This window comes from Nocardioides sp. YR527, from assembly GCF_900101045.1.
In the GTDB taxonomy this organism is placed as follows: Bacteria; Actinomycetota; Actinomycetes; order Propionibacteriales; family Nocardioidaceae; genus Nocardioides.
Genome location: NZ_FNFN01000005.1, coordinates 461,734 through 474,883 on the forward strand (window position 1 = coordinate 461,734; position 13,150 = coordinate 474,883).

Below are 13,150 nucleotides of genomic sequence, written 5' to 3' on the forward strand. Positions count from 1 at the left end.
GAGGTGGAGGTCGAGGCCCTGCCGCGGTTGGTGCTGACCGTCTCGCTCGTGCTCGTGGCTGTCGTCACCGTCGTCGGGGTGGCTCTCTGGTGGCCCGACCGTGCCGCCGTCGACAAGCTCCAGGGGTCGCAGGAGTTCATCGCCGAGGGCGTCGTCTTCGAGACCGCCGAGGTGATCTCGGTCGCCGAGCCGTGCAGCACCGAGAACACGCCGAAGGGCTGCAACACCGCCACCGCGACGCTCACCAGCGGACCCGACACCGGCACCGAGGTGGGGGTCGAGATCTCGACGCCGATGGCCCGCTCCGGCCTGGAGGCCGGTGATGAGGTGGAGCTCTCGCGCACGGAGAAGGAGGGGGAGGCGACGTACGCCTTCTTCGACGTCAAGCGCGGGCCGCCGCTGGTCCTGCTGGTCGGCCTCTTCGTCGCGTGTGTCGTCGCGGTCGCGCGGATGCGCGGGCTGATGGCGGTGCTCGGCCTGGGGTTCGCGGGGGCGGTGGTATGGCTGTTCCTGCTGCCCGCGTTGCTCTCCGGCGAGCCCGCGGCGTGGACCGCGCTGGTCTCCTCGGTGCTGATCCTCTACGTGGTGCTCTACACCACCCACGGGTTCTCGGTGCGGACGTCGGTGGCGCTGGCCGGCACCCTGGCCGGGGTCGCGGTGACCGCGCTGATCGGCACCTTCGCCATCGGCGCGAGCCGGCTGTCCGGACTGGGCTCGGAGAGCGGTCAGACGCTCTCCTCGCTCGACGCCGCGCTCGACCTGCAGAGCCTGCTGGTCGCCGCGGTGATCATCGCCGGCCTCGGCGCGCTCAACGACGTCACCATCACCCAGGCCTCCGCGGTGTGGGAGCTGCGCGCCGCCGGCCCGGACACGTCCCGCTGGGACGTCTTCCGCGGCGCGATGCGGATCGGCCGTGACCACGTCGCCTCGACGATCTACACGATCGTGTTCGCCTACGTCGGCAGCGCGCTGACCCTGCTGCTGGTGATCCAGCTCTACGACCGGACCTTCCTCTCGCTGCTGACGACCGAGCAGATGGCCGGCGAGATCGTCGCCACCATGGCCGCGGGCATCGGGGTGGTGCTGGCGATGCCGATCACCACGATCATCGGCGCGCTGACCGTCCCCGGTCCGACCGGGCGGCCGGAGGAGATGGAGTACGACGCGCCCCGGCGCGCGATGGTCCCGCCCAGGCCGCAGCCGCCCGGGCCGCAGCCGCCTCCTGGCTATCGGCCGACTAGGGTTGGGCCTCGTGAGCAAGCCGGTCCGTACCCCAACACCCCACCCGTCCGGGGCTACCCCGCCCCCGGTCCCCAAGGACCTCGTCCCGCACCACGTGGCGATCATCATGGACGGCAACGGCCGATGGGCCAAGGACCGTGGCCTCCCCCGGACCAAGGGCCACGAAGCCGGTGAGTCCTCGCTCTTCGACGTCGTCGAGGGAGCCATCGAGATCGGCGTGAAGGCGATCTCGGCCTACGCGTTCTCCACCGAGAACTGGTCGCGCTCGCCCGACGAGGTGAAGTTCCTGATGGGGTTCAACCGCGACGTCATCCGCCGCCGCCGCGACGAGATGAACGAGCTCGGGGTCCGGGTGCGTTGGGCCGGTCGTGCGCCGCGGCTGTGGAAGTCCGTCATCAACGAGCTCAAGATCGCCGAGGAGATGACGAAGGACAACACCGTCTGCACGCTGACGATGTGCGTCAACTACGGCGGTCGCGCCGAGCTGACCGACGCCGTGCGGCGGATGGGTGAGGACGTACGCGCCGGGAAGCTGCGTCCGGAGAAGATCACCGAGAAGACCTTCGAGCGCTACCTCTACGTCCCTGACCTCCCCGACGCCGACCTCATCTGGCGCACCTCCGGCGAGCAGCGGCTGTCCAACTACATGCTCTGGCAGGCCGCCTACTCCGAGTTCGTCTTCACCGACGTGCTGTGGCCCGACGTCGACCGTCGCCACCTGTGGCACGCCATCGAGACGTACGCCTCCCGGGACCGCCGCTACGGCGGCGCCCTCCCCAACCCCGTCTAGCCGCTGGTCGAGCCGCCGGAGCCGCTAGGCGGAGGCGTGTCGAGACCAACACAGTCCCCTCGGCGCTCGATAGGACCGTGTTGGTCTCGACACCGCTCGCTGGCGCTCGCGGGCTCGACCAGCGGAGTCAGCGGCAGTCGGTGCAGGTGCCGAAGATCTCCAGGGTGTGGGAGACGTCGGTGAAGCCGTTGTCCTCGGCCATGGTCTTGGTCCAGCGCTCGACGGCGGGGCCCTCGACCTCGACGGTGCGGCCGCACTGACGGCAGACCAGGTGATGGTGGTGGGTGTCGGAGCAGCGGCGGTAGATCGTCTCGCCGTCCTCGGAGCGCATCGCGTCGACCGCGCCGGCCTCAGCCAGCGCGGTCAGCGTGCGGTAGACGGTGGCCAGGCCGACGGTGCCGTCGAGACGGGAGTGGATCTCCTGGGCGGAGTGGAAGCCGTCGTAGGTCCGTAGCGCCTCGGCCACGGCGAGCCGCTGCTTGGTGGGGCGCAGGGAGCTCGGGGGATCAATGCTCGTCATAGTGCTCTCCCTCGGCGCCGACGTGCGCCGCGTGCCGGTGCCCGTCGTGGATGTAGTCGACGTGGTCGCCGTGCTCGACCGCGACGTGGCCGCACTTCTCGCCGTGGTGGTGCGGGTGTGCCTCGTCGACCGGTTTCTCCACGGGCGCGGTCTCCGGGAACGGGGCCACGAGCGCCCGCCGACGGCGCAGCCAGGCGCCGATCGGCCAGACGAGGAAGAACCCGGCCAGGGCGACCAGCACGATGCTGGGTCCCGGCTGGACGTTGGCGCCGGTGCGGGAGAGCGCGGCCGCGAGCACCAGGCCGCCGACCGAGGCGGCCAGGCCCGCGCCCATGGCACCGAGCAGCGTCATCCGGAACGACCGGGTCAGCTGCTGCACGATCGCGACAGGTACGACCATGAGGGCGGAGACGAGCAGCAGCCCGACGGTGCGCATCGCGATCACCACGCTCAGGGCAGCGAGCACGGCGACGAGGATGGAGTAGAACCGCACCGGCAGCCCGGCGACCTTGGCGTAGTCGGCATCCTGGGAGACCGCGAACAGCTGTGGCGAGAGGCCGACGCAGATCACGATCAGCACGACCGCGAGGGCCATCGTCACGAGCAGGTCGTCGACCGAGATCGTCAGAATCGAGCCGAAGAGGAACTCCTGGAGCCGGGAGGCGCCGGTGCCGGCGAGCCCGGTGACGAAGACGCCGCCGGCGAGCCCGCCGTAGAAGAGCATCGCCAGGGCGACGTCGCCTTCGGCGTGGCCGCGCTCGCGCACGATCTCGATGACCACGGCCCCGGCGATGGCCACGATCACCGCGGCCCAGGTCGGCGAGGTCTGGGTCCACAGGCCGATCGCGACGCCGGTGACGGCGACGTGACCGATGCCGTCACCCATCAGCGCCAGTCGCCGCTGCACGATGTAGGTGCCGACCGCCGGCGCCGCGATCCCGACGAGGAACGCCGCGATCAGGGCCCGCTGCATGAACGGCACCGAGAAGAGCTCGAGAAGAGTCATCACAGCTCCTTGAGCGGGGTCGGGACGGCGGCGTTGGGCTCGGGGGTCGAGGCGTCGTCGCAGTGGACGTGCCCGGCGTCGAAGCCCTGGGCGTGGACGTCGGCGTCGGAGAGGGGTGGGCCGTCGTAGGCCTTGCGCCCGTCGCGCATGACGACGGCGCGGTCGACCAGCGGGGCCAGCGGCCCGAGCTCGTGGGCGACCAGCACGATCGTGGCGCCCGCTTCCTTGAGCCGGCCGAGAGCCCCGGCCAGCGCGTGCTGGTTGGGCAGGTCGACGCCGGCGGTGGGCTCGTCGAGGAGCAGCAGCTCGGGACGGCCGGCGAGCGCCCGCGCGATCAGCACCCGCTGGTGCTGACCGCCGGAGAGCTGGGCGACCCCACGGTGGGCGTACGCATCCATCCCGACCACCTCGAGCGCTGCCCGGATCGCGGCCCGGTCGGCGCTGCGCAGCGGCCGCAGCAGCTTGCGGTGGGTGAGCCGGCCGGAGGCGACGACCTCCCAGACCGAGGCGGGTACGCCGCCGGTGGCGGTGCTTCGCTGCGGTACGTAGCCGACCCGGGACCAGTCGTGGAAACCGGCCAGGGGGCGGCCGAACAGCTCCAGGCGGCCGGCCGAGAGCGGGTTGAGGCCGACCAGGGTGCGTACGAGCGTCGACTTGCCGGAGCCGTTGGCGCCCATCAGAGCGACGAACTCACCGCGCTCGACAGTCAGGTCCACCTCGCGCAGGACGGGGCGTCCGGACAGGGCGACATCCCCGTGCAGGAGCTGCACGGGGACATCGGAGGGAACGGTGCTGTTCCCGTTGGGTTTCACTGACAACCGTTGGCCGCCTTCAGGGCGTCGAGGTTCTGGCGCATGAGGGAAAGGTAGTCCTCTCCCTCGGTGTCTGCCGAGAGGCCCTCGATCGGGTCGAGCACGGCGGTCTTCAGGCCGAGGTCGTCGGCAAGGGTGTCGGCGAGCGCGGTGCTGACCAGACGCTCGGAGAAGATCGTGGTCACGCCGTGCTCCTCGGCGTGCTCGCCGATCTCGGCGAGCTGGGCCGGGTTGGGCTCGGCGTCGGGGGTCAGGCCGGCGATCGACTCGAACTCCAGGCCGTACTTGTCCAGGTAGCCGAAGGCGTCGTGGGAGACGACGACGTCCTTGATCTTGCACTGCGCCAGACCGGCCTTGAACTCCTCGTCGACCTTCGTCAGGTCCTCGGTGAGCGACTTCGCGTTGGCCTCGTAGGTCTCGGCGTTGTCGGGGTCGGCCTCGACCAGAGCGTCGCGGACGCTCTCGGCGTACTGCGCCATCAGCAGCGGGTCGTGCCAGAAGTGCGGGTCGGACTCGCCGTGGGCGTGCTCGTCCTCGGCTTCCTCGCCCTCGGCGTGCTCCTCCTCGTGGCCGTCCTCGGCCTTGCGGAGCTCGACGACCTTCTCGACGTCGACGACCTCGCCCTTGACGTCCTGCTCGACCGCGTCGTCGACGGCCGGCTGGAAGCCGTGCTCGGTGAGGATCAGGTCGGCACTCTGCAGCGCTGCGGTCTGGTTGATGCTGAGCTCGAGGTCGTGCGGCTCGACGCCCGGCTTGGTCAGGGGAGTGACCTCGGCGAGGTCCCCCGCTACTCGCTCCGCGACGAACTCCAGCGGGTAGAACGCGGCTGCGACCTGGACCTTCCCCGAGTCTGATCCGGAGGAACCGGAGTCGTCGGAAAGGGCGGCACAGCCGGAGGTGAGCAGGAGTGCGCCGACGGCAAGGAGGCCGACGGAGCGGGTAGTGGGGGTCATGAGAACCATTCTCAGGCTAGTTGAGAATGGTTGTCAATTCCTTCCGGGATGCCGAACAGCAGGGGTACGCCGGTCACGCGGGGGAGGTCGATGCGGTTGCACCGCTCGGCGAGGCCCGGATCGCCGGGCCAGGAGCCGATGATCAGCCCGTCTGGCTCGTGGCCACGAGCGCGCAGCGCGGCCACGGTCAGCTCGGTGTGGTTGAGGGTGCCCAGGCCGGCCGCGGTGACGACGACGAAGGAGGTGGGGGTGCCGCCGACGAGGAGCGCGTCGGCCAGGTCCAGGAGCGTGCCGCCGTCGGTGTCCAGCCGCACCAGCAGCCCACCTGCGCCCTCGACCAGGACGAGGTCGTGGTCCCTGGTCAGGGCTGAGATCGTCGGAGCGTACGCAGTGACTGGTGGGATCGAGACCCCGGCCCGCCGGGCGGCGGTGTCGGGTGCGAGCGGCTCCTCGAGCCGGGTCAGCTCGTGGACCTCGATCCCGGTCAGACGGTGGATCTCCTCGGCGTCGCAGTCGCCCTCGGCGGTGCCGGTCTGCACCGGCTTCACGACGGTGACCTTCTCCCCGTTCGTACGCGCCCGGGCGGCCAGCGTCGCCGTCGCCACGGTCTTGCCGACGCCCGTGTTCGTGCCGGTGACGATCACCACCCGGCCGGTCATGCCATGCCTCGGGATGCTGACCGAGTTACCTCGGTGTCGGTGCACTTCCTTCGTGGAGTTCCGCGAAGGAAGTGAGCGCTGACCGAGTTACCTCGGTGAACATTCGGCCGCTCGCTCACCGGATCTCACCCACGATCGTGTCGATGGCCTTGGCGGCCCGCTCCCACTCCTCGTCGGTGACACCCGCCCCGGCCGTGACCCGCAGCCGGGAGATGCCGTCAGGGACCGACGGCGGGCGGAAGCAGCCGACGCGTACGCCCTCGCCGAGCAGGGACGCCTGTGCGAAGACCGCCGCCTCGGGGGAGGGCATCGGCACCGACAGCACCGCGCCGGCCGGCACCGGGATCCGGAGAGTCCGGGCCAGCTCGGTCACGCGGGTCCTGATGGCGGCGGCGAGGTCCGGGCGGGCGCGCGCGACCCGCGCCGCGGCCAGTGCCGCGGCGGTGGAGGCCGGGGCCAGGCCGGTGTCGAAGATGAACGGGCGGGCGGTGTTGACCAACTGGTCGAGGACCGCTCGCGGCCCCAGCACTGCTCCGCCCTGGCTGCCCAGGCTCTTGGAGAGCGTCGCGGTGACGAGCACGTCGGGCCGCCCGGCGAGGCCGTGGCGGTGGACGAGACCCGGCCCGTGCACGCCGACGCCGTGCGCCTCGTCGACGATCAGCAGGGCGCCGAACGCCGCGCACACCTCGGCCAGCTCGGCGAGCGGTGCCTCGTCGCCTAGCACGGAGTAGACCGACTCGGCGAGCACCAGGGTGCGTACGCCCGGCCGGGCGGCCAGGGCCGCGTGCACCGCGGTCACGTTGTTGTGCGGGACGACGGTGAGCTGGGCCCGGGAGAGCCGCACCGCGTCGATCAGCGAGGCATGGATGTGTGCGTCCGAGACGACATGGGCGGTCCGATCGGCCAGGGCGCCGACGACCGCGAGGTTGGCGTGGTAGCCGGTCGAGAACGTCAGCGCGCCCGGCTGACCGAGCCAGTCGGCGAGCTCGGTCTCCAGCTCGCCGTGCAGGGTCAAGGTGCCCGTGACCAGCCGCGATGCACCCGCGCCGCCGCCCCAGAGCAGGGCGGCCTCGGCCGCGGCGCGGCGTACGTCCGGGTGGCCGGACAGGCCCAGGTAGTCGTTCCCGGCCAGGTCGACGACGTCGTCGTCGGGTCCGCGTGGGCGCAGCCGCCGGGTCAGCCCGGCCTCCTCCCGCGCCTTGGCCGCCTCGTCGAGCCAGGTCTGCCAGCCCATCTCAGGCCACCTCCGCGGCCGCGCCGACGGCCCGGCAGATGCGGGCGAGGTCGGCCTCGTCGGTGACGTAGGGAGGCATCGTGTAGATCAGGTCGCGGAACGGCCGGATCCAGACGCCCTCGCGCAGTGCGGCGTCGGTGGCCTTCGCGACATCGACGGGGTGGTCGAGCTGGACCACGCCGATCGCGCCGAGGACGCGGACGTCGCTGACGCCCGGCGCGCCGGCGAGAGGAGAGAGGCCGGCCGAGAGTGCGCCGGAGACCCGGGCGACGTCCCGCTCCCAGCCTCGGCCGGCCAGCAGGTCGAGCGAGGCCAGCGCCACCGCGCAGGCGAGCGGGTTGCCCATGAAGGTGGGCCCGTGCATGAGCACGCCCGACTCGCTCCGGGAGATCGCGTGCGCGACCTCGGAGGTGGTCAGCACGGCGGCCAGGGTCATGTAGCCGCCGGTCAGCGCCTTGCCGATGCAGAGGATGTCCGGCGTGACCTGCGAGGACACGAACAGATCGCCGGTGCGCCCCAACCCTGTGGCGATCTCGTCGAAGATCAGCACCAGCCCGTGCTCGTCGGCGATCTCCCGGAGCGCGACCAGGCAGCGGTCGTCGTAGACCCACATCCCGCCCGCGCCCTGGAGCCGCGGCTCGAGGATGATCCCGGCGAGCTCATGTGCGTGGGCCTCGACGACCCGGCGTACGCCCTGGGCCCAGGCCTCCACGTCCCCGCCGGGTGCGGGCGGACGCTCGGCGAAGACCTGCGGGGTGAGCACCTCGGTGAACATCGAGTGCATCCCGCCGACCGGGTCACAGGTGCTCATGCACCCGAACGTGTCGCCGTGGTAGCCGCCGCGCACGGTCAGCAGCCGGGTCCGCTCCGGCCGCCCGCGGCCGCGCTGGCTCTGCAGCGCCATCTTGATCGCCACCTCGACGCTCACCGACCCCGAGTCGGCGAGGAAGACGTGCTGCAGCGGGTCGGGGGTGATCTCCACGAGCCGCCGGGCGAGGTCGATCGCCGGCGCGTGGGTCAGTCCGCCGAACATGACGTGTGCCATCCGGCCGGCCTGCTCGGCGAGCGCGGCGTCCAGCTCGGGCACCCGATAGCCGTGGACCGCCGACCACCACGACGACATCGCGTCGACGACCTCGAGGCGCTCACCGCCGTCGTCGAGGTGGAGACGTACGCCCTCGGCACCGGTGACGAGCCGCACCGGCGCGGGGTCGGTCATCGAGGTGTAGGGGTGCCAGAGGTGCTCGCGGTCGAAGGCGAGCAGATCTGCGCTCAGGCCCTGCTCAAGCGTTGGCAGCGACATCTGTTCCCGCCCCGCGACGTCGGATCACCGGGCCGTCCTGCTCGTCGTGGCCACCGCAGGCCCCGCCGGAGGCAGAGCCGCAGCTGTCGCCACAGGTGCTGCCGCAGCCACCGCTCGCGACGCGACCGGCAGCCTTGGTGCGGTGCTCCTCGATGAGGTCGTCGAACCCGCTCTCGTCCATCCCGAGGATGACGAAACCGTTGTCGCGCAGCATCTCCAGGTCGGCCAGCGCGTCCTGCCCCTCGGAGGTCAGGTAATCGCCGAGGAAGATCGAGTTGGCGACCTGCAGCGCGGTGGCCTGCAGCGAGCGCAGGTGCATCTCGCGCCCGCCCGCGATCCGGATCTCCTTGTCCGGGCAGACGAACCGTGCCATCGCCAGGATCTTCACGCACCGGGTGGGGGAGAGCTCCCAGGTGTTCTCGTACGGCGTCCCGTCGAACGGCATCAGGAAGTTCACCGGGATCGAGTCGGCGTCGAGCTCCTTCAGGGCGAAGAGTGCCTCGACGAGCTGCTCGTCGGTCTCGCCCAGGCCTGCGATGAGGCCGGAGCACGGCGAGAGGCCGGCGTCCTTGGCCTTGCCGATCGTGTCGACGCGGTCCTCGTAGGTGTGGGTCTGGACGATGTTGTCGTGGTTGGACTCGGCGGTGTTGATGTTGTGGTTGTACGCATCCACCCCGGCGGCCTTGAGCCGCTCGGCCTGGCCGCCCTTGAGCAGCCCGAGACAGGCGCAGACCTCGACGCCCTCGTGTGCGTCCTTCAGCGCGGAGGTCATCTCGACGACCTTGTCGATGTCGCGCTCGGAGGGACCGCGGCCCGAGGAGACCATGCAGACGCGGGTGGCGCCGCCACGGAGTCCGGCGCCGGCCTGCTCGAGGGTCTCGTCCTTGGAGAGCCAGGAGTACTTCAGGACCGGCGCCTGCGAACCGAGCGCCTGGCTGCAGTAGTTGCAGTTCTCCGGGCACAGCCCCGACTTCAGGTTGACCAGGTAGTTCACCTTCACGGTGTTGCCGAAGTGCTCGCGCCGCAGTCGCCCCGCCGCGGCGACGACGCTCATCAGCTCCGCGTCGGGCGTACGCAGCACGGCCACTGCGTCCTCGGCGGTCGCGGCCCCGCCGGACAGGATCCGGTCGGCGAGCTGGTCGAAGGATGTCGTCATGTGGTGCGCTCCTCGGCGATGGCAGAACTGAACGACGTTCAGGTGAACGGTGTTCAGGTTAGGTTCTGTCGGCCCGTATCGCAACGCCGCGGTCCATCCGAGCGGCATTAGGATCGGCTCGTGCGTATCGAGACGATCCCCGGACTGGTCCTGATCGAGCACGAGATCGAGGTGCCGCTCGATCATCGCGGCGGCGGGCCGGAGACGCTGACCGTCTTCGCCCGCGAGGTGCGCCGCCCGGGCGATCGCGACGACCGAGACGCGCTGCTCTTCCTCCAGGGCGGCCCGGGCGGGGAGAGCCCGCGCCCGATCGACCTCCCGATGGCGCCGGGCTGGCTCGAGCGGGCGCTCCAGGATTACCGAGTGATCCTCCTGGACCAGCGCGGCACCGGGCGGTCGACGCCGCTCACCGCGATGACCGGGAGGAGCCCGCAGGAGCAGGCCGACCATCTGGCCCACTTCCGCGCCGACTCGATCGTCGAGGACGCCGAGCTCCTCCGCGCATCCCTGGGCATCGAGCGCTGGTCGCTCCTGGGCCAGTCCTTCGGAGGTTTCTGCTCGCTGCGCTACCTCTCCACCCACCCCGAGTCGCTGCGCGAGGTGCTCTTCACCGGGGGAGTGCCGCCGGTCGGGTTGCCCGTCGACGAGGTCTACGCCGCGACCTTCACCCGCACCATCGAGCTCACCGAGCGCCACTACTCGCGGTTCCCCGGCGACCGCGACCGGATGCGGGCACTGGTCGAGCGCTGCGACGCCGGTGAGATCCGCCTCCCGCACGGCGGCCCGCTCTCGGCCCGCCAGGCGCGCTGCATCGGCAGCCAGCTCGGGATGACCGGCGGCTCCGAGCGGATCCACTACCTCCTCGAGCGCGACCCGGCCGGGCTCGGCTTCGGTCACGAGGTCGCCTCGCTGCTGCCCTTCAGCGGCCACTCGCCCCTCTACGTACTCGTCCACGAGGCCTGCTACGCCGATGCCCAGGCCACCCGCTGGGCCTCCGCGCGCGTCCAGCCCGCGGCGTACGAGGACCCGACCCTCTTCACCGCCGAGCACCTCTTCCCGTGGCACCTGAGCGAGGACCCGCTGCTGGCGCCGTTCGCCGAGACGGCGGACCTGCTCGCCGAGCGGGAGTGGCCGGCCCTCTACGACCCGTCGGTGCTGGCGTCGGTCGACGTCCCGTGCGCCGCGGCGGTCTACTACGACGACCCCTACGTCCTGCGCGAGCACTCCCTCGCCACCGCCGACCTGGTCCCCACCCTCCGCCCGTGGATCACCAACGCCCACCTCCACAACGGCGTCCAGGTCGCTCCCGAGGAGGTCCTGGACCGCCTCATCGGCATGGTCCGAGGGCGCGTGTGACGACGGTTCGTCAACGAAGGGCCAACATCCGCGGCAGCGCGCGGCGGTGCCGGGCATCATGAGGCGCATGAGTCTGCCCGTGACCGCCGTTCGAGCCGCCTCCTTCGTCGTCACCATGGTGCTCGTCGGACTCGCCTACCCGGTGCTCGCAGGGTTGGTCTACCTCGGCCTTCTGGTCGCATCAGCGACCGGCGACCAAGGGATGGGCGGACCGCTCGCGGGGCCGGTGATCGTACTTCTCGGGGCTGCCGTCGGAGCGCTCTGCGTGGCCATCGCGGCCCCCGCGGCGCTCGCTGCCCGTGTGGTCGGTGGCCTCAAAGGAGTCCTGGCCGGCTCCGCGGTCCTGGTGTTCCTCACCGCCGGAGCCACCTGGCTGGCCTGGCTGCTCTTCGACCTGTCCGGGAACCCTGGGGTCACCGCCGCGGTCCTGGTCGTCGCCGCGACCCCTGCGGCACTCGTCCTCGCGCTCTCCGACGCCCTGGCCGGGATGGTCGCCGGGCTTCGCCTTCGGACTAGCCCTCGTGCTGCCGAAGCCTGAGCCGACCTGAGAGACTCTGGTTCCTGTGAGCATCGAGGTAGTGACGTACGACCCGTCGTGGCAGGACCGGTTCGAGAAGGTCGCCGCGGCGCTGAGCGGAGCGCTGGCTGAGGGCCCGGCGGCGAGCGTCGAGCACGTCGGTTCGACCTCGGTCCCGGGTCTCGCCGCCAAGCCCATCCTCGACATCGACGTGATCGTCGCGCCGGAGGACGTCTCCGCTGCAGTCGCGGCGCTCGTACGTGTCGGCTATGTCCACCGGGGCGACCTCGGCGTCGCCGGCCGAGAGGCGTTCTTCGCTCCCGATGAGGACCCCAGACGACACGTCTACGTCTGTGCCGCGGGGACGTTGAACGTACGTAACCATCTCGCCGTCCGCGACGTCCTGCGCCAGCGTGACGACCTTCGCGACGAGTACGCAGCGGTGAAGCTGGCGCTGGCCGCCGAACCGTCGATGGACATCGACACCTACATCGCCCGCAAGTCCGACGTCCTCCAGAAGGTCCTCGCCGCCTCCGACCTGACCGACGCCGAGCGCCGCCGGATCCTCTCCCTCAACGACCCCAGCCGCTGATCTTCCGGCGCTGATGCTTCCGGCGCGGCTGCTGGCGGCCGGGTCGGCGGTGAGCAGTTCGAGCGCGCCCGGACTCCGCTGCGGTCAGGCGGTAGGTGACCACGCCGCCGTCAGTCGCCGCAGTTCCTCGGGACCGAGGACGATCTCCTGGGCAGCCACGTTCGCACGAACGTGGCTCGCGCGCGTCGTCCCGGGCAACGGCACCACGTCGAGGCCGTGCAGAGGCCCTCGGCTGTGGACCCACGCGATCGCGAGCTGACCTGCCGACACGCCGTGCGTCGTGGCGATCTCGCGGAGAACCACCTGCTTCTCGTCGGCCGGGGCCGCGTCGTCCGCGGCACCGTGCAGCACACCGTGCGACGTAGGCGAGTGGGCGACGAGCGTGACGCCCAGCTCGGCGGCGGCCGGCACGAGGTCACGTTCGACCGTGCGCTCGGCCAACGACCAGTGTTCCTGGAGCGCGGCCACCGGGTGGACGGCATGGGCGCGTCGGAGATCATCGGCGGTGACGTTGGAGAGTCCTATCGCGCCGATCTTTCCCTGCCGTACGAGGTCTGCCATCGCGCCGACGGTCTCCTCGATGGGGACCGTCTCGCTGCGGTGGTGCAGGTAGTAGAGGTCGATCCGGTCGGTCCCGAGGCGACGGAGGCTGGCCTCGCACGACCGCCGAACGTTCTCCGCGTCCGCGTGGACCTCGAAGCCCTCGGGGTTGCTGTCGGTCAGTACGACACCGAACTTGCTGGCCAGCACCACGTCGTCGCGTCGGCCGGCGATCGTGCGGCCGACGAGCTCCTCGTTGCCGTACAGCTCGGCCGTGTCGATCATCACGACCCCCTCGTCCAGGGCCGTGTTCACGACCCGGAACGGGTCCCGGTCCGGATCGCCGGACTCGGTGTCGCGCAGACGCATGGCACCGACCCCTGTCGGCCGAGCTGGAGAGGGGAGGTGGTCGCGAGCCGGCTCATGCCGAGATCCTAGAAGCCGGTGCGATGGCCGTCGCGCCGACCGGG

13 protein-coding genes and 1 pseudogene are annotated in these 13,150 nt (G+C 71.2%); 5 read left to right on the forward strand and 9 right to left on the reverse strand.

The window, feature by feature from the left end:
- Positions 1–294: 294 nt before the first annotated feature.
- Together BLT25_RS17745 and BLT25_RS17750 are read left to right on the forward strand one after the other, a co-directional pair.
- A pseudogene (locus BLT25_RS17745) lies at positions 295–1,104 on the forward strand (YibE/F family protein); the annotation flags it as partial.
- Between the two features lie 139 nt (positions 1,105–1,243).
- Positions 1,244–2,032 carry an isoprenyl transferase gene (locus BLT25_RS17750; protein WP_218131394.1) on the forward strand — a complete coding sequence of 263 codons (789 nt, stop codon included), beginning with the start codon at positions 1,244–1,246 and terminating at the stop codon, positions 2,030–2,032.
- A 127-nt stretch (positions 2,033–2,159) separates the two neighbouring features.
- On the opposite strand, the gene BLT25_RS17755 is transcribed toward BLT25_RS17750, so the two are convergent.
- The 8 genes from BLT25_RS17755 to bioB form a co-directional block, all read right to left on the reverse strand.
- Positions 2,160–2,552 (reverse strand): Fur family transcriptional regulator, encoded by a 393-nt coding sequence (locus BLT25_RS17755; protein WP_091048587.1) that lies wholly within the window; start codon positions 2,550–2,552, stop codon positions 2,160–2,162.
- Positions 2,539–3,558: a metal ABC transporter permease gene (locus tag BLT25_RS17760; protein WP_091048590.1), complete on the reverse strand. Its 1,020-nt coding sequence runs from the start codon at positions 3,556–3,558 to the stop codon at positions 2,539–2,541. The genes BLT25_RS17755 and BLT25_RS17760 overlap by 14 nt, the downstream gene beginning before the upstream one ends.
- Complete coding sequence (locus BLT25_RS17765) at positions 3,558–4,328, reverse strand: metal ABC transporter ATP-binding protein (RefSeq protein ID WP_256328651.1); 771 nt, start codon at positions 4,326–4,328, stop codon at positions 3,558–3,560. Before BLT25_RS17765 ends, BLT25_RS17760 begins: the two co-directional genes overlap by 1 nt.
- A 38-nt stretch (positions 4,329–4,366) precedes the next feature.
- A complete protein-coding gene (locus BLT25_RS17770; RefSeq protein WP_091048873.1) occupies positions 4,367–5,323 on the reverse strand; it encodes a metal ABC transporter substrate-binding protein in 957 nt (318 codons plus the stop codon).
- Positions 5,324–5,334: 11 nt separating this feature from the next.
- The gene (gene bioD / locus BLT25_RS17775; RefSeq protein ID WP_091048594.1) at positions 5,335–5,982 is read right to left on the reverse strand and encodes a dethiobiotin synthase; all 648 of its coding nucleotides are present in this window, start codon (positions 5,980–5,982) and stop codon (positions 5,335–5,337) included.
- Positions 5,983–6,097: 115 nt separating this feature from the next.
- A complete protein-coding gene (locus BLT25_RS17780) occupies positions 6,098–7,216 on the reverse strand; it encodes an 8-amino-7-oxononanoate synthase (RefSeq protein ID WP_091048595.1) in 1,119 nt (372 codons plus the stop codon).
- Position 7,217: 1 nt separating this feature from the next.
- The gene (locus BLT25_RS17785) at positions 7,218–8,519 is read right to left on the reverse strand and encodes an adenosylmethionine--8-amino-7-oxononanoate transaminase (RefSeq protein WP_091048597.1); all 1,302 of its coding nucleotides are present in this window, start codon (positions 8,517–8,519) and stop codon (positions 7,218–7,220) included.
- Positions 8,500–9,675: a biotin synthase BioB gene (gene bioB, locus BLT25_RS17790; protein ID WP_091048600.1), complete on the reverse strand. Its 1,176-nt coding sequence runs from the start codon at positions 9,673–9,675 to the stop codon at positions 8,500–8,502. The genes BLT25_RS17785 and bioB overlap by 20 nt, the downstream gene beginning before the upstream one ends.
- 120 nt (positions 9,676–9,795) lie before the next feature.
- On the opposite strand from bioB, the gene BLT25_RS17795 reads away from it, so the two are divergent.
- From BLT25_RS17795 to BLT25_RS17805, 3 genes are all read left to right on the forward strand, one after another.
- Positions 9,796–11,031 (forward strand): alpha/beta fold hydrolase, encoded by a 1,236-nt coding sequence (locus BLT25_RS17795; protein ID WP_091048602.1) that lies wholly within the window; start codon positions 9,796–9,798, stop codon positions 11,029–11,031.
- 67 nt (positions 11,032–11,098) lie between these two features.
- Positions 11,099–11,569 carry a hypothetical protein gene (locus tag BLT25_RS17800; protein ID WP_143033784.1) on the forward strand — a complete coding sequence of 157 codons (471 nt, stop codon included), beginning with the start codon at positions 11,099–11,101 and terminating at the stop codon, positions 11,567–11,569.
- Positions 11,570–11,594: 25 nt separating this feature from the next.
- Complete coding sequence (locus tag BLT25_RS17805) at positions 11,595–12,140, forward strand: GrpB family protein (protein ID WP_091048606.1); 546 nt, start codon at positions 11,595–11,597, stop codon at positions 12,138–12,140.
- A gap of 84 nt (positions 12,141–12,224) precedes the next feature.
- Here the strand turns inward: BLT25_RS17805 and BLT25_RS17810 are convergent, their stop codons facing one another.
- Positions 12,225–13,049 (reverse strand): aldo/keto reductase, encoded by an 825-nt coding sequence (locus BLT25_RS17810; protein WP_091048608.1) that lies wholly within the window; start codon positions 13,047–13,049, stop codon positions 12,225–12,227.
- Positions 13,050–13,150: the final 101 nt, after the last annotated feature.